We start from the raw sequence: 17,780 nt of genomic DNA on the forward strand, positions 1-17,780 counted from the left end.
TAGCTCCTGCGGGTCTGGCGTGGGCGGCGAGGTCCCCGGCCGGGATCTTCGCGCGTCGCTGCCATGTGGCGCCGGCGTCTGTGCTTGCCCAGACCTGCGAGGTCTGGCTTTCGAGGCCGCAGAGGATGGGTCCGGCCTGTCGGAGGGAGTGGAAGTCGGCTTCGCCTGTGGCGGAGACGGTGCTCCAGGCATGGCCGGCGTCGGTGCTGCGGATCAGGCCCAGATGCGGTCTGGCTGCGGCGGGGTCGGTGGGTGAGGGGTGGCCGCTGGCGAGGAAGGTGCGCGGGCCGGTGACGGTGAAGCCCATCGTGTCCTGGTAGCGGTCGGCGATCGGTGCCGCGCCGGCGGGGGTGAGGCGGAAGACGCCGAGGTGTCCGGCGGCGTACAGAGTGCCGTCGGCCGGGTCGACGCCGAGACCGTGCAGGTGCCCGGTCCCCGGGTCGGTATCGCTCGTCGCACCGGCCTTACCCTGCGCGGGCCCGGTGCCGGGGGGGCGAGCAGGCGGTCAGCAGCAAGGCGCCGGCCGCCGCGGCGGCCCCGAACGCGGCAATGCGGAAACGGAGGCGGATGGTCATGTGTGAGTCCAAAACACTTGAGGGGGAGAAAGACTGGCAGGCCGCGGGTGCGGGCAGTCGTTGCCGGCTGCCCGCACCCGAGGTGTGGTGATGCGGCTCAGCTCTTCCCGAGGAGGGTGTTCATCCTGGCGATCTCCGCGCTCTGGGACGTGATGATCGCCTGGGCCATGTCCTTGGCGGGCTGGTAGGTGCCGTCTGCCTGCTCGGTCTTGGCCATGGCGACGGCGCCTTCGTGGTGCTTGACCATCATGGTCAGGAAGGCGGTGTCGAACGCCTTGCCTGAGGCCGGTTCCAGCTGGTTCATCTCCTGGGCCGCCATCATCCCGGCCATGTCGTGCCCCTCGTGGCCGGCGCCCTCGGCCGGGATCTGCTCGCCCCAGGAGGTCAGCCAGCCGGTCAGGGTCTTGATCTCCGGGTCCTGGGCCTTCTTGATCTCAGCGGCCAGCTTCTTCACCTCGGCCGACTCGGCGCGCGTCGCGGCGAGGTCGGCCATCTCGATGGCCTGACGGTGGTGGGGGATCATCCCCTGCGCGAACGCGGTGTCGGCGGCGTTGTGGTCGCCCTGCTGTGCGGGGGTGGAAGCGGCCGGGGAGGCCGCGTTGTGCCCGTTGTGGGCCGAGCCGCTGTCATCGCCGTTGCCGCCGCACGCGGCGAGGGCGAGGGCGGCGGTGGCGGCCGCGGCCACGGCGGTGGCGCGGCGGATCAGGGAACGCTTGGTGCTCATGGTGCAACTCCTGCGGTGAAGCACGCGCGCGTCTGCGGGCGTGCGGAGGTAGGGCGAGGCCGAGGGCTCGCCGGCCCTTGGAGGCCGGGGCCGGGGGCCGCCCTACATGCGCAGGAGTTGCAGTTCACTCAGTGACGGCGGTGCCCGCCCGCAGGCAGTGGCGCCGGGGATGACCCCGTGCGCTGGGACCGCCTGGGCTTGCACGTGGCCGGGCAGGACCGCTGGCGCGGGCAGAACCGGCGCGCCGGCCGTGCCGGTGGCGGAGCACGTCGCATCGGCGTGCTCCGCGTGCCCGCTGCCTCCGCTGTCGGCCGGATCGTCGGCATGGACGCACCCGTTCGGGCATGCGGCATCGTCGGCGATCGCCTTCTCGTGGTTGGCGGTCGGCTCGTGGTGGGAAGAGGCCGCCGCGTGTGCGGCAGCCGGCGCCGGCCCCAGGCCGTGCATGGCCACCAGCCCCGCCACTACGGCTAGGACGAGGAGCAGGTAGGAGCGCAACCCGAAAGGCTTTACTGCTCGTACCACCTGGCCGTCCATGTGCGCATCGTAAGCGGGCCCCTTGGCGGGCGGCGAGGCGAGGGTCGGATGCCGCCCGTGAGAAGTACCCTCGGGGGGTATGACATTCAAGGAACGCAGGCTCCTGCGTCCCTTGCGCGCCTGGAGCCGACGTCCCCTCTCATGCGCGCGCTCTCGGGCGATGGGCACATCCATGCCGCCCGCAGGTCGCTCACTCCATCCGAGGGCGCGGCCGGAAGTGTGCGGCGCCAAGGCCCCGATGCAGGATCCGAGACCCCATCTTGCGTATACCCCCAGGGGTATACGGTGGACGTGACCCGCAGGGGCGGGTCACACTGGACGGGATTGGGGATGACGGTCATGGACCACAGCGCTCACCACACCAGCACCGCACACGACCACGACGCGCACATGGCGCACGCGGGTCACGCCGGGCACCAGATGGGCGGGGTGACGTGGAGGGCCGCAGCGAAGGCGACGCTGCACTGCCTGACCGGATGTGCCATCGGCGAGATCCTCGGCATGGTCATCGGCACCGCCCTGATGTGGGGCAATGTCCAGACGATGATCCTGGCGATCACCCTCGCGTTCGTCTTCGGCTACTCCTTCACCCTGTTCGCGGTCCGCAAGGCGGGCCTGGGCTGGAAGAGCGCGATCAAGGTCGCACTGGCCGCCGACACCGTCTCGATCGCGGTGATGGAACTCGTCGACAACGGCATCATCGCCCTGACGCCCGGCGCGATGGACGCCCACCTGTCGGACGCACTGTTCTGGACGGCCCTCCTGGGCGGCTTCGCCGTGGCCTTCCTGATCACCACACCGGTCAACAAGTGGATGATCGGCCGCGGCAAGGGCCACGCCGTCGTCCACGCCTACCACTGACCCGGCCGTACTGCGACGGCGCCTGGCCGCACCTCACGGTGCGGCCAGGTGCCGTCGCGTCCAGAGGCGGAGAATGGAGGTACCGGGGGCCTTCGACGGCGGCCGACCCGGATCCGCCGGCCCCGCAGGGAACGGAGGCCGGTCGAAGAACCCCCGAGGCCGGGTCATGGCCCAGCTGGTCGAGAACAACACGAAATACGAACGCAGCGGCCAGGGAGTCTTCAGCTCCCGGGACGAAGTCGAGTTCGGCGGTGAGCTCGACTCCATGCCCCTGTGGTTCCTGCTCTACGAACGAAACGAAGAAGACGGCACGCTCTCCGCAGAACTTTCCAGCCCCAAAAAATGGAGGGGAAGTACGTGAATGAGTGGAGTGAGCGTCTGCCGCTCTTCACCCGAACCGACCCGGGCCTCGACATTTCCCTCCTGGACGCACCCGACGGCGGCGACCTGGACTTCGAGGTCAGGAAAATCGACTAAACACGACAGGAGCTGGGGAAAGTGTTCACCCCCGAACGACTGGTACTGGCACGCAAGCGATGACGCATGACGCTCGCGGCACTAATTCCTAATGCGGTCTGTCAAGCCGCTAGAGCGGTGGGTGGCAGAGGTTCGTAGGTTCGTCCGTCGCGGAGGAGGGCCCAGAGGACGCTGACGCGGCGGCGGGCCAGGGCGAGGACGGCTTGGATATGGCGCTTACCTTCGGCTCGTTTGCGTTCGTAAAACCGGCCGGACTCGTCGCAGTGACGGATGCTGAACAACGCGGAGATGTAGAAGACGCGTTGTAGGCGGCGGTTGTAGCGCCGTGGCCGGCGGAGATTGCCGCTGATCTTGCCGGAGTCGTGGGGCCTTACGTCACCCCGGGCCGGACGGCGCAGCCGCTCCTGGGCCGGCGCGCCGACTCCGGGCTCGCCGCGGCTTCACTTGGCGGCAGCCCGTGGTGAGTTCCGGGCGCAGGATGCTCTGACCTGCTGTGGGGAGTGGAACTCACCACCAGCGGGAGCACCGACCGGCACCCGGCGGGCGCGGCGGTGTGGAAGGCTGCGCGGGCCGGGGCGGGCAGCTGGCGTGTGGCGCCGCCACCGTCGCGGCGCCGGGTGCCAGGCGGTCCTTTCGTGGACGCAGCAACGCTGGAAGGAGGCCGCCGGGCAGGAGACCTCTGCGGCGCACGGCCTGGTAGCGGCTTCGGCACCGGGCGGTACAGAACCACGATTTGTGAGGACATAGCTCGCGGGAACCTAACAGCCATCCGGGTCGCCTGGCTCAACGCGGGTGGGGGTCCGATGGGGGCAGCGGAGCTGGCGACGTCGGTACGGGTGAGTATCCGGTGCGGTGACGAGGCCGCTGCCGAGGACCTGGAGTGGTCGACCGCCCCGCTCCGGCTGCTGCGAACCGCCCGGCCGTGGCGGACCTTCCGGTGACACTAGGGCCAGAAGCACTACTCGGGCACGTACGGGTCATCGAGAGGTGTGGAGCGAGCCGGACCCGCATCTGCTGGAGAAAATCTGGTTCCTGGCCGGCTACCTTCGGGACTGGCTTTTCGACGCCGAACTGCTCTTTCGGCGCTCCAACCGGGATGTATCACAAGATCAAGTTCGACCGTTCGTGCAAGGTGCACCGGCAGTACTACCCGGAGATCACCGGCGCTGACGAGACACTGCGTGAAATGGAGACTCGCGGCAACCCGCCGGAGAGCGAGCAGCGCTGAGCAAGCCGAACCGCCCAGCGGCCAGGGGACCCGTGGTGCGGTTCGTGCGGGCCCGACGTGCCGGTGGGCATGCTCCGGAGTCACCGGCCCACATGGAGATGCCCGGCCCAGTGCACGGGAAAGTTCGGTGCTCGCTCCCTGGCCCGCAGAACCGCCTCATGGACCTGTTGTGCGGCGCAGGCGAGCGGGACCTTGGCAAGCCGCTGGTGGAAGTCCTGGGCGAAGAGGTGCCCAACCTCGTCGTCGACCATCCACAGGACGGCGACGACCTGGGCGAACCCTGCGACCTGGAAGGACGAGGCAAGGTGGATCACTTCGTCCTGGAGACGCGGTCCGATGCGGGCCGTGTCGCACGAGGACAGTACGGCCAGCTCCGCTCGGTGGAGATTGAGCCGTGAGATGTCGCCGACGGTGAAGGGTGACGCCTCATGGTCGTGGAGCAGAAGGCGCCCTTCGGACGGCTCGGCGTCGCTGGCCAGGGCATGGCATGCGAAGTGGACCATGAGAGCTTCGGGTAGTGCTGCCCGGACCTCAGCAGCGACCGCTTGGGTGTCCGTCAGTACGCGAGCAGCGGGATACAGTCCGCGCAGCAGTTCGGCTTCATTCCGTGCGAAGGCGAGTGGGCGGTGCCCCGAAGCCGACGAAACTGCGACCACGAGGGGGGCGCGTACCTGTTCGGCCGACGGGCGTGCACGGGCAGCTACCAGGGCCCCCACCGTGGGCGTGTACGAAGAGACGACTCGATCGAGGACGGTGCGCGGCCTCTGCCCATGGTGCGTGCGGTGGTGACCTGCCGCGTGCAGAGGCAGTTGCGTCAGTTGTCCGGCAGGAACCCACCACAGGCGACGCAGTCCGTCGGGCATCGCATTGAGGACCGGTTCGGCCAGTTCGTCCCACATCCATTCCAGGACGTCGTGTACCGCGCTCTGTGCTTCGCGCGTGGCCCCTGTGTCTGGGGTGAGAGCGCGGCGCAAGACGTGCAGTTGTGTCTCGACGTCGTGGGGCGTCACCGATAGGGGCAGGTGTTTTACCTGGTCCGGTAGCAGTATCAGCGCGTCGGAGCGGAACGAGGCGACGTTCACGTAGACGATCGGTCCTTCTACGGCCTGTTCCTTGAGCCGGCCGAGGTGTGGAGGTTGAGCAAAGTCCTGGAAGCCGCTGCAGGCGCGTATCTCGTCGAGTAGCGCATCCCATCCTTCAGCCAATTGCTGGCGTAACCCGCTCAGTTTCTGATGCCCGGCCCAGCCTGCGGCGCTGATCGTGACGAGTGCGGCGCCAGGCGTGGCGGTGGTTGCGGGAGCGGTACTGCCGGCAACGGTCAGGCCGGTGTTCTCGTACTCGGTTTCCCTGGCTCTGAGTTCGTCGAGGCGACGGGCCAGTTGCGGATGTGCTTCACGCAGTTCCGCTACGTCGCCACGCGTCGCCAGGGCCCGGGCCAGGAGGACCCCGCGGCCCTGTTCGAGGAGTTGCACCGCCTGCTCGGGCCGGCCCTCGGCCAGCGCGCAGGCGGCCGCTTCGGAGGGTATTCCCTCCCAGCGGGCGAGCTGGTGCTCTTGGTCGCCACGACGCAGCGCGCGGGAGGCAGCCCGCGGTAACAGGGTGATCACTTGCTCATAGCCGCGGGTCGCCTGGGGGAACCAGCCAAGTGCCTGTGCCGTGCGGGCGTGCAGGAGTGCGCCCTCGATTCGAGTGGCCAGGTCCGCGGTGGCGTGGTCGGCCGCTTCGCGTGCGGCTTGAACGGCATGGGCCCGGTTCGTCTCCCGGACTGCGCTGATCCTGGCCTGTTCCAGGAGGCAGCGGGCGTACTCCGGATCGTCGGAGTCCACCTCGGTGAGGGTGCGCTCCATCACGTCCGCGGCGAAATCCAAGAGGGCATGCGGGAGTGTGCCACCTTGTGAGGGGTCCGTGAGCAGGTGCAGGGTGCTGAGGCGTTCGGGGTGTTGTACCAGGAGGTCGGTGACGAGGTCCGCCCTGAGAGTCGCCGCGAGGTCCAGCGCATCCGTCACGTCGGGCATGTTGTCCTGTACTGCCGCCAAGTATCGCAAGGCGCGGGCGTACTCGCGGCGCACCGGGCCGAACATTCGGTGGCTTGGCGGAATGTGCCTCATGGCGGACGACAACTCGGTGATGGCCTTGAGTGCGTCCACGGCGGGGGACGGTGCGTCTTGGGCCACGCTGCGGTCACACCACAGTCGGCCCAGCGCGGCCTGGTCCACTGCCCGGCGGCCGACGCGGCCGAGCCGCTCGGTGAGCGCGGCTGTCGCCTCCAGGTGAATGATGGCGGAGTCCACATATGAGTACTCGCCGGTACGCAAGTGTGCGCTGTGGAAGGTGGCGCTCAGCTCTTCGTGGCAGATAACGGCGATGTAGGTCTCCAGTGTGCGGCCTGGGGCCACCGACGCTTTCCCGAGCAGAAGCGCCTGCCGCAGGTCGTCGTAGTCCCCGAAGTGATCGTGGCGTAGCCGCAGCGCGCCGCCCACGTAGGCCAGGAGCGCGAAGTACTCCTGTTCGTTGCGGCAGTCGCGGTCGCCGACCAGCAGGAGCCCGACTTCGATCGCCTCGTCCAAGTCCTGGCGGCGGTGTGCGCGCTCATAGCGGGTACGCAGCGCGAGTACGAGATTGGCGGTGGTCTGGGGGAACATCGACGTGCCTCGAGCTGCCTTGACGGCCTCTCTCCCCATGTCACCGCTTGGTCGAGGGTGTCCTCCTTGCCCTGGGCGAAGGCGTGCAGGGCGCGGCGTGCCCGGCCGATGAGGACGTCTGCCGTGTCCTGGTTGTGGTGCGGGTAGATCCGCGTCTTGGCTCTGGCCCGACGTGAGCGGTTCAGGCTCCCCAGTCCGGCGAGGACGAGCATGACGGCACCCGTGACACGGACCCAGGAGTACTCCGGCTCCTGGGCCCGGTCTTGCAAGAATCCGGTGCCGTTGAAGTACATGAACAGGCCGGCCAGCACACCGCTCATGCGCGCCTGGGTCGTCTTGAGTACGCGGTCGGAGACTGTGGAGCAGATCAGCACGAGCAGCGAACCCCAGAGCACCATGAAGTCCTGCCACATGTCAGTCTTCCCGCTGCTGTGACGGCTCCGGCGCGTGCTCGCCCTCAGAGTGGGCACCGGTGGAGGGGGAAGTGCTGGCCGGTTCGCCAGGCATGTTCTCGGGCTCGGAGACCAAGTCTCGCGGTACATACCCACCTCGTGGGTCAGGCTTGGCCAGGAGACGGCGCTCGAGCGGGGTGAGCTCGTCGTCCTGATGACTCTGATCGGCTTGTGTCATGCGCGTCCCTCCCTGGGCTCAGGACTCATGAGTTCGATGACATCGACGTCTGCGGCCCGGACGTACAGCCCGCGCGAACTCTCGATCCGACCGAGTGGCGTGCCGTCGGCACCCATCCGCCAGGCTCGTTCCAAGAACAGCTCTGGATTCTGCGGATAGGCGCTGGCGTAGGAAGATGCGCCGAACCAGCCTCCGATCCACGTCCCGTCGCGCAGCCGAAGCCGTACGAAGCAAGAACCGTGCGTACGGAACATGTGATCCCATGCCCCCGGTGTAGGGACGCGTTCGACCGCCCTCCGGCGGCGCGACCACCACGCTTCCCCTCCGGCCACGAGAGCCGGCACCACGACCAGCAGCAGCAAGGCCAATGCCCCGAGGCACGCGGACGTTCGATGATCCCGGCTGGCCAGCCGCGCCCTCCTGCGCCGCGTGCGAACTCAAAGAGCCAGGGCCCCGCCGCTGTCGCGTAGACGGCGTCCAGCACGATGGAGGCCACGATCGCGCGGAGAACCCGTTCCCCCAGGACTCGTTCGCCTGGAACCGGGCCGGTCCAGCGATCGCGGGCCAGTTGATAGACAACGCCGGGCAGCACGAACAGGATCAGGAGAGCCACCTGCAGGACACTGGATGGAGTGCTGGGCACGGGCCGTCACACTCCCGGTGCCCCGCCGTAGGGATCTCTGTCCCTGCGGCGTTCGTCTTGCACCAGCAATGCCAGGGACAGGGACACTACACCCATGACAGCAAGCGCGACGACCTTGACGTTCGTGTGCGTCAGCCATATTCCGAGGTCGTCATGGAGCCAGATCAGTGCCCCGCCCGCCACGACCCACAGCAGCGAGACGAAACACGTCGGGCGCCCTGCCACGAGTTCAGCGAGAAGCAGAAAGCCAGTAAGCAGCGCGGTGGCGCCCATGGTGAGAAACTTCGGATCGCTTGAAGTCAGCATCAGGACCAGACCGGCAAGCCATAGCAGCGCGGCCCCTGCCTGTTTTCCCCCACTCCGGCCACGGCCGCTGATCCTGAGAACACATAGCAAGATCAGTACGTTCGCGACTGCGAGCAAAATCTCCATGGGCGCCCTCCCCCGAAGGCTGTTACACAGCTGATGGTTCCAGGCTGACACGCAGCAACCAAGGCTACCGCCAGGACGCTCAGACTGGCCGGTTCGGACGCTACTTTGGCGGGGAATGCCTTGTGCACCGCCAATGGCTCGGCCACGGCGGCGACGGCAAGCAACTGAGCCGCGCGAGAGCAGATCCCCTCGCAGGGAAAGAAGGTCGCTTGTGCCGGGCGGCTGGCCTCCGCCTATGTATACCACCGGTCCTTGCCCTGACCTGCACCTTTACTCACGGCAGGATCACCAGTCACGAAGCAGATATCAGTTCACGTACTGACCTCTGAGCGTCACCGTCGCAAGGTGACCTCCGCGATGACCTCCAAGCGGTAGGAGGCGTTGCGCAGTCGGACAGGCCGCAGGCGGTGTGTGTCGTACGCCAGGCGCCGATGTCCCGCCCTCGTGGTCAGTCCCAAGGAAGTACAACGGGCAGTGCAATAGAACGCGATATTGACATCGTCCTACCGCCGTTCGGTCACCGCAGCAACAGCGACTTCTTCTGCCAGGTCACGGACTGGCTATCTGCTTGCCGCTTCTGGCGTCATCAGAGGGCTGCCCGCAGTTGATTCGGGGTGTCTCGGCTTCCCGGAACTCGGATGATGACGACGCGGCAAGCGTCACGCTCACCTCGCCGCTGGATGTTTTCAATCCAGACGCTGCCGAACAGGTTTACGGCTCTTTCAGCCCCGACTGTTCTGTCCAGCGCAAGCCGTATAGCGAAGGAGGGATTCGTGTTCTGGTACGGGGCGGCCTGCGTAACATACCGGCGCAAACCGCTCTCGCTCGCGTCGTTCTCTTCGATCTTGCATTCGACATGGAATCGGGCGGTCGGAAAGGTGAAGAGAATGTCAATTGGCCCGCCTCCGATGTCGATCACTTCGGAGTGCACGATGCGGAATAGGGCGGTATAGGTCAGCGTCTCCCTGTAATGCTGGTGAAAGAGGGCTTCGTCGACATTTTGCCTTTTCTTGTCCTTGTCCCGTAGGCGCAGGAACTCGGTGTAGCTTCCGCCCATCTTCCGGCCGACGTCGTAGCACATGTAGGCATAGCGAACTGTGGCTTCGAGCAGCAGGATGAAGGGGGCGATGTCGGGCAGCCAGTCGCGGGATTGCTCCAGCTCACGAACGAGTCGGGTGAGCAGTCGGCTGTACTTGGCATCCGCGATCATTGTGAGGATGCCCTCCTGGTTTCGAAGGGCGAGTTCCAGCCGGTCGAGCTTGTGCTCGGCAATATGTCCCGTGAGGTCGGTGAAGTCAGCAGGGTCGGAGAAGAGGTCGGCCAGCCTGTTCCAGCAGCGCCCTTTTCCCTCGTCATCCCTCCCCGCAGAAGCAGGCGTGTCCGTCGCGAGTGAAGGTTGAGGAGACCGCATGGTCAGAGCGGCGTGGAGGGCGCGGGCCGCCGGGTCGTCGCGTAGGTCTTCGCCGTGAGTGAGGGCGTACTGCAAGTACTGGGCCTGGTTCTCCTTCCGTAGGAAGGTGTCCTCGCTGCCGGGCACCACCATGGTGGTGACAACAGAAGCTGTAGGTGTGTCTTTTGAGGACCGCCACTGTGTTGTGGGCCGTATAGGCGTTGAGCAGGGCGGTGAGGATGGGTGTGACGTGCCCGTATCACGGGTCGTCGTCGCCCATGTGTGTGGCAGCCGCTTCCAGGAGCATGACAATTTCGGCCCACGCGGCTATGTCGCCGTGGCGGGGGCGGGCCCAGTTCGGGGTGGTCAATCGGCTGGGTGATGCGCTCGGGCCGCCTGGCCTGCGACTACGAGATTCCGCACCCCCACCAGCGCAGCGATGACCCTCACGTCGATAATCATGATCATGAGCCGCCGCCCCGCCCACCACTCCCGCTCAAGTCACTCTCGACCCGCACCAGCCTCCCGGCGTCTTCGCGCCGGCGACGTCGTGGACCTAGGGAGTTTCGTTTGGCTCACCCGGTCGTTGGTTCGGTGTGTCGTTGACTGACGCGCAGTGGCTGAGCACTGCAGTTACGTAGCCGGTCGTCCGGCGAAGAAGTCCGCGAGGGAGGACGCGAGCTCTTCTGGAGCCTCTTCGGCCATGTGGTGCCCGGAGTCGATGCCGTGGCCCCGTACGTCCGGTGCCCACTGCCGCCAGATCTTCAACGGGTCCCCGTACAGGTTTTCGAGATCGTCCCGGAGCGACCACAGCATCAGTGCCGGACACCCCACCCGTACTCCGGCGGCGCGGTCGTCCTCCTCATGCCGCCGGTCGACGGTGAGGCCGGCCCGGTAGTCCTCCAGCATCGCCCGCACCACGTCGGGCTTCCTCGTAGCCGCGCGCCACTCCTCGTAATTCTCCTGTCCCATGCTCTGCGGATCGCCGCGGTACCAGCTGTCCGGATCGGCATTGATGACCCGCTCGGGGATGTCCGGCTGGGCGAAGAAGAACCAGTGCCACCACTGCGTGGCGAACTCGGCCGTGATGCGGGACAGGTGCTCGGTGACGGGCAGCCAGTCGAGCAGCGCCACCCGGGAAACCGCGTCGGCATGATCGAGTGCGAGACGGAGTGCGGCACTGCCGCCGCGGTCGTGCCCGGCAAGCGCGAACCGGGCATGTCCGAGGGAGCGCATCACCTCGACCACGTCACCGGCGACGGCCCGCTTGGAGTATCCGGAGTGGTCCGCGGTAGGCGCCGGGCCGGTGGACCGGCCGTAACCCCGGAGATCGGGACAGATCACAGTGAAACCGCGCCGGACCAGGAGCGGGGCGACACGATGCCAGGTCGCGGATGTCCGGGGGTGGCCGTGCAGCAGCACCACCGGCAGCCCCTCCCCGCCGTAGCGCACGAAAATCGACGCTCCATCGACCTGAACCTGCCTGGCCTCAAAGTCCTCGAACAAGACCCGAACCCCCGTCGTCGTTGAAACACCGCCCCAACACAGCCTTGCTTCTGCCCCGCGGGTGCCGTGGAAACGACTGCCCATCCGAATCGCAACAGACGGGATTCGCCAACAGTGTCGTTGCGATGCCGGGGTCGTGGCGTTGTCACCGGGTAGTCACCCGAGCCAGACGATGTTCAGCACGGTCAGCCGGCGCAGCGGCCGGTTCACCCAGTAGGTGAGGGAGAGCTGGCCGACGGCCGCGTAGCGCACGTCCTCGCCCTCGAGGTCCTGCGCGTTCCACTGCCGGAACCCCCACGGGTCTGTGGCGGCGGCACTCAGGACGTTCCACACGGTGTCTTCGACGTGCTCGGGCAGGAGGCCGGTGCGGAGAAGCGGACCGCGTAAGGCTGTCCGCTCACCGGCGCTTTCGCCTTGCCCGCAGCTCCGCCATGTCGACGGCCTCGCTGTCGTGGTAGCCGGAGACGACGAACGCATCGACGGCCGGGGCGTGGGCGAGTCGGCCCTGCCAGTCCTGGAGGACCTCGTACAGCTCGCCGAGAGAGAACGTCCGGCGGGACTCCTTGAGCGCGGCCGCCCACTCCTGCTCGAAGGCCGGCACCCACTGCGCGGCGCGCCGGTCGGCGCGCAGCTGGTGGAGCAGTTCGGCCGGAGCTCCCGGCGCGGGGGCGTACGGGGTGAGGAGGCGTGGTCGGGCTGCGCGCTCATCTGGTCCTCCCGGCGGGTCGTCACCTCACGGTACGCGCGCCGGGTAGCCGTGGAAGGGGACATGCGGTGATCCCTTCCTGCCCGCGCAGGGCACGGGCGACGGCCTGGGCATGCTGGCGCAGCGCCAGGTCCTGCTTCTCCCAGGTGGCAGCGATGTAGTTGAGGAGTTCGGCCGTCGCCCGCTCCGAGTCGCTCGGGTCGCTGGTCAGCAGCCGGTCGGCGGCGTACGAGACGTCTTCGGCGGGGTTCGGGTAGTCGTCGGCGTCCGGGTCGACGTCCAGGGCCAGGAGGTAGCGGATACAGCCCCGGGTCTGGACGGTGATGGTTTCCTCGCGCGGCGAGTCGGGGGTGGGGACGGAGAAGTCGGGGTGGTTGAGGATCGCCGCGGCGAGGGCCTCGGTGAGGGCCGGCGCGGGCAGGGTGTCGTCCGTGGTCGGTTCGGCGTCATGGAGGGTGAGGTCGAAGTCGTTGCCCGCCAGCGTGGTTCGGCGTGAGCGCCCAGGATGTGCGGGCTGCCGCGCAGCGCGTCGGCGATGCGGACCGAGTCGTGGTCGGCGTCGAGCGGAGGGCTCTTGTCGCGATCGATGGCTGTGAGCCGACGCTCAGTAGTTGTCACCGCCAGAGCCGGTTGTGCTGGTGCAGGAGGCCGATCAAAGCAGTCGGGTTGTCACCGATGAGGCACGCGGTTGTCACGCATGTTCATTCGGCAGCCTTTCTGTCACCAGTGGCGAAGAGCGAAAGCTCATGGCTCACTGCACCGATGTCGGTGCTTTGCCTCTGCTCACGACGGCTGTTGGAAGCCGTCCCGGCGTCGGCGACGACTGCTGTGAGCGGTGTGACGACGCAGGATGGTTGGCAAATCATCACGCTTGTTGGCAAAAGTCGTTGATGTTGATGCGCGGTCACCTTCGGAGCGATCAGTTGTGATCATCTGCTGCGGGGCTTCGCGCGAGCTGGTGATCTGGTGCGGTGAATCCGAAGGTGTATGGCCAGATCTGTTCCGCTCCATGTTCCTGGATGTGTTGATGTCGCCGAATGCGGGCCTGGATGAGACCAGTACGTGGCTGGTAATGCGCGACAACTGGGTGAGTCGGTGGAGGGCTGCATGGCAGAGCAACGGGGCCGGAGGACGACTGGCCCGGGGGATGCTTCCCGCCTGCGGGGCGGTGAGGCGGAGTGGTTGCCCGCCACGCTGCCTAGGGCGGGGGCGTGCTGTCGACCGCGGGGTTGAAGAGGAGGTCTGTGCATGATGATCGATGAGACTTTGTTTGGTTCGTCCGAGTTGCGTGAGTCCTACGAGCTGTGCGAGGCGTTGACCAGGCAGTTCCATGCTCCGATGTGGCGGGCTACCGAGCTGCTGCCCGCCCCGGTTCACCCTCATATGCATGCTGTCAACGGCTTTGTTCTACGGACCGACACCATCGCCGACAGGGACGGAACTGCGGCAGAGCGTGAGCAGCGGCTTGCCCGTTGGTATTCCGCCACCCGCGAGGGGCTGCGTTCGGGGGCCAGCGACCATCCGGTACTGCGGGCGTTCGTGGACACGGTGTGGCGGTGGGATCTCGACCGCACGGTGATCGAGGAGCTCCTGGGAACTCTGGAGGCCGACTGCGTCAATCCGCCTGTCTTCGAGACGTTCCAGGACCGGCGGCGATATCTGAGGGGAGCGGGGGGTACGACCGTTGAGCTGTGGTTCCCGCTGCTGGGTGTGAGGGATCCAGAAATGTTGGCGATGGCCTCTTTGCTAGGGGAGGCGGCCCAGGTGGTGGACAACTTCGAGGACATGCCGGAGGACCTCGCTGCCGGCCGATGCTACCTGCCGCGCGCCGATCTGCGGGCACTGGGACTGGAGGTAGATGATCTCGTACACGGTGAACGTCCCGGGGCACTGGCGGAACTGGTCCGCATGCAACTCGGCCGCTGGAACCCCCTTGTGAAACAGGCGGCGCCGATGACGGGCATGGTGAAGCCTGAATACCAGCCGTTCCTGCACCTACTGGCGCTGGGGATCCATCTGCAGTGCGACGAGACCGCTCTCCGCCAGGAGCGGATCTTCACTCAAGGCATTGAGCCGCTGGTGGCTGCTGGCGGGGCCCCTCGCCGCGCGGTATGGCCGCACGTGGAGGTGGATGTGGTGCCGGAGCACGTCGCGGTCATCATGGACGGCAACCGACGGTGGGCCTTGGAGCAGGGACAGCCGGCCTTCCGGGGACATCAGGCAGGTCAGTGGTCCGCTATGCGTCTGGTCAACGCCGCGCTGCGAATGGGAGTGCGGCACCTGACTCTCTACGCCTTCTCCACCGAGAACTGGAACCGCTCTCAAGATGAACTGGACGCGCTGTTCGAGACCATGGGCGATGCGATCGCCCGGGGGCGGAGTGGCTGCACGACCTGGGGGTGAGGGCGCGCTGGTGCGGGCGGCGTGACCGCATCGACCCGTCACTGGCCTCCGTGCTGACTCTGGTGGAAAGCATGACGTCGAACAACCAGACGCTTTCACTGACCATCTGCGTTGACTACGGCGGGCGCGAAGAACTAGTCGAGGCTGCCCGCGCGCTGGCTGCCGAAGCGGCCAGTGGAGCGATCCTGCCCCAGGACATCGGCCCCGCTGACCTAGACTGGAACATGTACGTGCCCGGTCTCCCGGACGTCGATCTGCTGATCCGCACCTCGGGTGAGCAGTGGATCAGCAACTTCCTGCCCTGGCATCTGGCCTATGCCGAGATGGTCTTCGACCCGACTCCCTGGCCCAGCTTCGGCCTGGAACAGCTACGGGAAGCGGTCACCATCTACGCCGGCCGCCAACGCCGCTTCGGCGGCACTCTCCCCGGACCCACCCGGCCGACAGAGCCAGCCCGCTCAGCAAAGCCGGCTTAAGCCCTCCTGAGCCTGGGCCCGGGGCGTTCTGAGTCCGGGCCCAGGCTCACCTCACGGCTTCGGCGGGGTGTACGTGCCGGTTACGGTCACGCACCCGAGCACAGTGTCAGCGCTGAACAGGAACGTCCCGAACGTCGCGGTGTACGCCTCGAGCATCTCGGGGTGGCGTACAGCGGCACCTCACTAAGACCCTGTCCTACATGGTCAGTTTGAGGAACCGTTTGTAGCAGCAGAGGGCGGCTGCGAGTCCGAGAATGGCCAGGTAGTTGCGGGGGTGGCGTTCGTAGCGGTGGTTGAGTCTGCGGTAGCCGGTCAGCCAGGACATGGTGCGTTCGATGACCTATCTGCGTCGGCCGAGCCGTTCGCTGGAGTCGATGCCTTTGCGGGCGATGCGGACCCCGATGTGTTTGCCCCAGAGTCATTTCCGCAGGTGAGGGATGTCGTACGCCTTGTCGGCGTGCAGGCGGACCGGTTTGGATTCGGTCGCGTGGGATTCGTGTCCCATGTGGAAATGGGACAGCTTCGGCTTCAGGGCCTGGCTGTCGTGGGTGTTGGCCGCGGAGAGCCCGACGCGTAGGGGCAGTCCGTCCGCGTCGGACAGGACGTGCATCTTGGAACCCGGCTTGCACCGGTCCAGGGGACTCGGACCTGCAAGTTCGCCCCTTTTTTAGCGCGGACGTGCGCGGAATCCAGGACCGCCTGGGACAGGTCGATCAAGTCCCTTTCGTCCAGGAGCTGGAGAATCTTCTGATGCAGTCGGCCCCACACGCCGGCTCTCGACCAGATGACGAACCGACGGTGCACGGTTGACTTCGACGCCCCGAAGCATGGCGGCAATGCCCGCCATGCGCAGCCACTGACCAGGACGTAGATGACCGCCGCGAAGACCGCCTCATCATCGATGTTCACAACCCCGCCGCCTTGCGGCCGCACGCGCGCCGGCGGCAACAACGGCCTCGCTATCTCCCCCAGCCCGTCCGGAACAATCCATCCCCACTGTCCACTCCCCCTAGCGAACACAACGACCAACTGACCATGTAGGACACGGTATAAGTTGGCCAGTCCGTTTTTTCGAACTCGCCTTCCCATCCCTAGGAGAGCTCGCCTTGCGGCATGATCCCTCCCAGACAACGTAGGGGGGCAGAGCATGGACCTAGGTGACCTTGCGGCACTCATCGCTCTTGCTGGTATCCCAGTTACGGCCTTGGTAGGGCACTGGCAGAAGCGGGCCGTGCTGGCGCAGGCCGAGGCTGCTCACAGAACGGCGATGGCACAAGCAGAAGCCGCTCATCGAACTGCGTTGGAGGTCGCGGAGAAGACCCACCGGGGCGCCTTGGAAGTCCTGCGTCGCCAGAACCAGGCGGAGACGGAACGCCGAAGACGTGAAGAACGGCACGCCAGGTACATGGGTATCCAGAATGCGTTATCGGAGATGCGGGAGGCTGTGTTCGCTGAGCCTTATGACCCGCAGGCGGTCAGGGAAGCCGGAAGCCACGTGCATCGGGCGGAACACGCACTCGCCATGCATGCAAGCAGACGTGTCTCATCCCTGGCTCGCGGCGTTACATACGTGGCATTGCGCATCATCTGGCCCCGGAGCGCACGCTCCACGATCAGCGCGGCGCATGCTCCACGCTACTGGGCCGAGGAGGTGGCGCCGCTTCGGCGTGAACTCGATGAGGCGGTCAGAGATGAGCTGGAGGCGGAAGCAGAAGCGGAGAAGCACCCACCGGACACCTCTTAGCAGGCTTCCGCTTATCGCTCAGCAGGCTTGAACAGCCGCAACCAAGCCCATTTCTTCCGCCGCCAACCCGTGCCCTCAGCCCAAGCCAATTGATCACGCCCGGGGGTGGCGAGGCAGCCTTGCTTCGGCGGCCTCGCCACGCGACCGATGCTGAGCACCAGACTGGCCAACTGAAGTACACAGTGGCCATCTGAAGCGCTCAGTCACATCCGTGGCTCGCAGGCTGTTCAGGGCGCTCCGGCTACAGGTCGAACTCGAGGTGTTCGATGTCGGTGAAGCGGACCTCGTCCAGGGATCCGGCGCGGCGGCCGCCGTCCTGGAAGTACACCTCCTTGAGTGCTTCGGCGGCGATCTGCTGGAGACGGGCGTCGCTGGCGCCCTGCTCCTGGGCCTCGAAGAGGCGGGCAGCGTGAACCGGCGGGAGGGCGACGGTGAGGTGTCGGATGCGGTCCTGGTCGGTGGAGCCGATCGGGGCGGTGTAGCCGAGGCGGGCGCGGGTGTCGATGATGATGCCGCCCGTGGACGCCGCCTTCGCCTTCGCCTTGGCCCGGATCTGGGGCTGCCACCGGGCCTTCACTTCACGGTCTATGCGTCCGGCGAGGTCGGGGCGGGGCTTTTTGATCTGGTCCTTCACGTACCGCTCGACGGTGCGCTGGGAGACCCGCAGCATCTGCGCGACCGCCTTGGTGCCGCCGAGCTGCTTCACCAGGTACCGCATCTGCGCACCCGCACTCTTCGGCGCCGGGCGGGTGAACGCCTTCTGCACCGCCTTCTCCAGGCCGTCCCCGATCAGGCTCATGCCGGTC

Annotated in this window: 16 protein-coding genes and 4 pseudogenes; 8 read left to right on the forward strand and 12 right to left on the reverse strand. The window is 66.8% G+C overall.

What is annotated here, in order from left to right; translation table 11 throughout:
* Nucleotides 1-672 precede the first annotated feature (672 nt).
* Nucleotides 673-1,299, reverse strand: coding sequence for a DUF305 domain-containing protein (locus Sfulv_RS28665; RefSeq protein WP_173317305.1), 627 nt, complete (start codon nucleotides 1,297-1,299; stop codon nucleotides 673-675).
* 102 nt (nucleotides 1,300-1,401) lie between these two features.
* Nucleotides 1,402-1,836 (reverse strand): DUF6153 family protein, encoded by a 435-nt coding sequence (locus Sfulv_RS28670; RefSeq protein WP_173317306.1) that lies wholly within the window; start codon nucleotides 1,834-1,836, stop codon nucleotides 1,402-1,404.
* 339 nt (nucleotides 1,837-2,175) lie between these two features.
* On the opposite strand from Sfulv_RS28670, the gene Sfulv_RS28675 reads away from it, so the two are divergent.
* Nucleotides 2,176-2,697, forward strand: a complete 522-nt coding sequence (locus Sfulv_RS28675) for a DUF4396 domain-containing protein (RefSeq protein WP_173317307.1) — start codon at nucleotides 2,176-2,178, stop codon at nucleotides 2,695-2,697.
* A 166-nt stretch (nucleotides 2,698-2,863) separates the two neighbouring features.
* Nucleotides 2,864-3,058, forward strand: coding sequence for a hypothetical protein (locus tag Sfulv_RS28680; RefSeq protein ID WP_173317308.1), 195 nt, complete (start codon nucleotides 2,864-2,866; stop codon nucleotides 3,056-3,058).
* 217 nt (nucleotides 3,059-3,275) lie between these two features.
* Here the strand turns inward: Sfulv_RS28680 and Sfulv_RS28685 are convergent.
* A pseudogene (locus tag Sfulv_RS28685) lies at nucleotides 3,276-3,542 on the reverse strand (IS110 family transposase); the annotation flags it as partial.
* A 435-nt stretch (nucleotides 3,543-3,977) separates the two neighbouring features.
* On the opposite strand from Sfulv_RS28685, the gene Sfulv_RS28690 reads away from it, so the two are divergent.
* On the forward strand, nucleotides 3,978-4,115 hold the full coding sequence (locus Sfulv_RS28690) for a hypothetical protein (RefSeq protein ID WP_173317309.1): 138 nt from the start codon (nucleotides 3,978-3,980) through the stop codon (nucleotides 4,113-4,115).
* A 155-nt stretch (nucleotides 4,116-4,270) separates the two neighbouring features.
* Nucleotides 4,271-4,402: a hypothetical protein gene (locus Sfulv_RS30975; RefSeq protein WP_256669177.1), complete on the forward strand. Its 132-nt coding sequence runs from the start codon at nucleotides 4,271-4,273 to the stop codon at nucleotides 4,400-4,402.
* A gap of 80 nt (nucleotides 4,403-4,482) precedes the next feature.
* Here Sfulv_RS30975 and Sfulv_RS28695 read toward each other — a convergent pair whose 3' ends face one another.
* The 7 genes and pseudogenes from Sfulv_RS28695 to Sfulv_RS28720 form a co-directional block, all read right to left on the reverse strand.
* On the reverse strand, nucleotides 4,483-7,044 hold the full coding sequence (locus Sfulv_RS28695; RefSeq protein ID WP_173317310.1) for a CHAT domain-containing protein: 2,562 nt from the start codon (nucleotides 7,042-7,044) through the stop codon (nucleotides 4,483-4,485).
* 626 nt (nucleotides 7,045-7,670) lie between these two features.
* Nucleotides 7,671-8,317: pseudogene (locus Sfulv_RS31655) on the reverse strand (DUF6338 family protein).
* Nucleotides 8,318-8,323: 6 nt separating this feature from the next.
* Nucleotides 8,324-8,749 (reverse strand): hypothetical protein, encoded by a 426-nt coding sequence (locus Sfulv_RS28700; RefSeq protein ID WP_173317311.1) that lies wholly within the window; start codon nucleotides 8,747-8,749, stop codon nucleotides 8,324-8,326.
* 586 nt (nucleotides 8,750-9,335) lie between these two features.
* Nucleotides 9,336-10,292, reverse strand: coding sequence for a hypothetical protein (locus Sfulv_RS28705; protein WP_173317312.1), 957 nt, complete (start codon nucleotides 10,290-10,292; stop codon nucleotides 9,336-9,338).
* Nucleotides 10,293-10,772: 480 nt separating this feature from the next.
* Nucleotides 10,773-11,645: an alpha/beta fold hydrolase gene (locus tag Sfulv_RS28710; protein WP_173317313.1), complete on the reverse strand. Its 873-nt coding sequence runs from the start codon at nucleotides 11,643-11,645 to the stop codon at nucleotides 10,773-10,775.
* A gap of 156 nt (nucleotides 11,646-11,801) precedes the next feature.
* On the reverse strand, nucleotides 11,802-11,978 hold the full coding sequence (locus tag Sfulv_RS28715; protein ID WP_246353282.1) for a hypothetical protein: 177 nt from the start codon (nucleotides 11,976-11,978) through the stop codon (nucleotides 11,802-11,804).
* Between the two features lie 64 nt (nucleotides 11,979-12,042).
* A pseudogene (locus Sfulv_RS28720) lies at nucleotides 12,043-12,353 on the reverse strand (DUF6247 family protein).
* A 110-nt stretch (nucleotides 12,354-12,463) separates the two neighbouring features.
* Here Sfulv_RS28720 and Sfulv_RS28725 point away from each other — a divergent pair.
* From Sfulv_RS28725 to uppS, 3 genes are all read left to right on the forward strand, one after another.
* On the forward strand, nucleotides 12,464-12,847 hold the full coding sequence (locus tag Sfulv_RS28725) for a hypothetical protein (RefSeq protein ID WP_173317314.1): 384 nt from the start codon (nucleotides 12,464-12,466) through the stop codon (nucleotides 12,845-12,847).
* Nucleotides 12,848-13,599: 752 nt separating this feature from the next.
* The gene (locus Sfulv_RS28730) at nucleotides 13,600-14,754 is read left to right on the forward strand and encodes a squalene/phytoene synthase family protein (RefSeq protein ID WP_173317315.1); all 1,155 of its coding nucleotides are present in this window, start codon (nucleotides 13,600-13,602) and stop codon (nucleotides 14,752-14,754) included.
* Complete coding sequence (uppS, locus tag Sfulv_RS28735; RefSeq protein WP_173317316.1) at nucleotides 14,751-15,230, forward strand: polyprenyl diphosphate synthase; 480 nt, start codon at nucleotides 14,751-14,753, stop codon at nucleotides 15,228-15,230. Before Sfulv_RS28730 ends, uppS begins: the two co-directional genes overlap by 4 nt.
* Nucleotides 15,231-15,426: 196 nt before the next feature.
* On the opposite strand, the pseudogene Sfulv_RS28740 reads toward uppS, so the two are convergent.
* Nucleotides 15,427-16,250: pseudogene (locus Sfulv_RS28740) on the reverse strand (IS5 family transposase).
* 211 nt (nucleotides 16,251-16,461) lie between these two features.
* On the opposite strand from Sfulv_RS28740, the gene Sfulv_RS28745 reads away from it, so the two are divergent.
* Nucleotides 16,462-16,974 (forward strand): hypothetical protein, encoded by a 513-nt coding sequence (locus Sfulv_RS28745; protein WP_173317317.1) that lies wholly within the window; start codon nucleotides 16,462-16,464, stop codon nucleotides 16,972-16,974.
* A 241-nt stretch (nucleotides 16,975-17,215) separates the two neighbouring features.
* Here Sfulv_RS28745 and tpg read toward each other — a convergent pair whose 3' ends face one another.
* Nucleotides 17,216-17,773: a telomere-protecting terminal protein Tpg gene (gene tpg / locus Sfulv_RS28750; RefSeq protein ID WP_173317318.1), complete on the reverse strand. Its 558-nt coding sequence runs from the start codon at nucleotides 17,771-17,773 to the stop codon at nucleotides 17,216-17,218.
* Nucleotides 17,774-17,780 lie beyond the last annotated feature (7 nt).

The sequence above is a fragment of the Streptomyces fulvorobeus genome (genome assembly GCF_013167895.1).
Taxonomy (GTDB): domain Bacteria; phylum Actinomycetota; class Actinomycetes; order Streptomycetales; family Streptomycetaceae; genus Streptomyces; species Streptomyces fulvorobeus.

Coding starts and splice junctions, on each gene's coding strand:
- Sfulv_RS28665 (WP_173317305.1), bottom strand. CDS start 1,299: ATGAGCACCAAGCGTTCCCTGATCCGCCGCGCCACCGCCGTGGCCGCG.
- Sfulv_RS28670 (WP_173317306.1), bottom strand. CDS start 1,836: ATGGACGGCCAGGTGGTACGAGCAGTAAAGCCTTTCGGGTTGCGCTCC.
- Sfulv_RS28675 (WP_173317307.1), top strand. CDS start 2,176: ATGGACCACAGCGCTCACCACACCAGCACCGCACACGACCACGACGCG.
- Sfulv_RS28680 (WP_173317308.1), top strand. CDS start 2,864: ATGGCCCAGCTGGTCGAGAACAACACGAAATACGAACGCAGCGGCCAG.
- Sfulv_RS28690 (WP_173317309.1), top strand. CDS start 3,978: ATGGGGGCAGCGGAGCTGGCGACGTCGGTACGGGTGAGTATCCGGTGC.
- Sfulv_RS30975 (WP_256669177.1), top strand. CDS start 4,271: ATGTATCACAAGATCAAGTTCGACCGTTCGTGCAAGGTGCACCGGCAG.
- Sfulv_RS28695 (WP_173317310.1), bottom strand. CDS start 7,044: ATGTTCCCCCAGACCACCGCCAATCTCGTACTCGCGCTGCGTACCCGC.
- Sfulv_RS28700 (WP_173317311.1), bottom strand. CDS start 8,749: ATGGAGATTTTGCTCGCAGTCGCGAACGTACTGATCTTGCTATGTGTT.
- Sfulv_RS28705 (WP_173317312.1), bottom strand. CDS start 10,292: ATGGTGGTGCCCGGCAGCGAGGACACCTTCCTACGGAAGGAGAACCAG.
- Sfulv_RS28725 (WP_173317314.1), top strand. CDS start 12,464: ATGCTGGCGCAGCGCCAGGTCCTGCTTCTCCCAGGTGGCAGCGATGTA.
- Sfulv_RS28730 (WP_173317315.1), top strand. CDS start 13,600: ATGATGATCGATGAGACTTTGTTTGGTTCGTCCGAGTTGCGTGAGTCC.
- tpg (WP_173317318.1), bottom strand. CDS start 17,773: ATGAGCCTGATCGGGGACGGCCTGGAGAAGGCGGTGCAGAAGGCGTTC.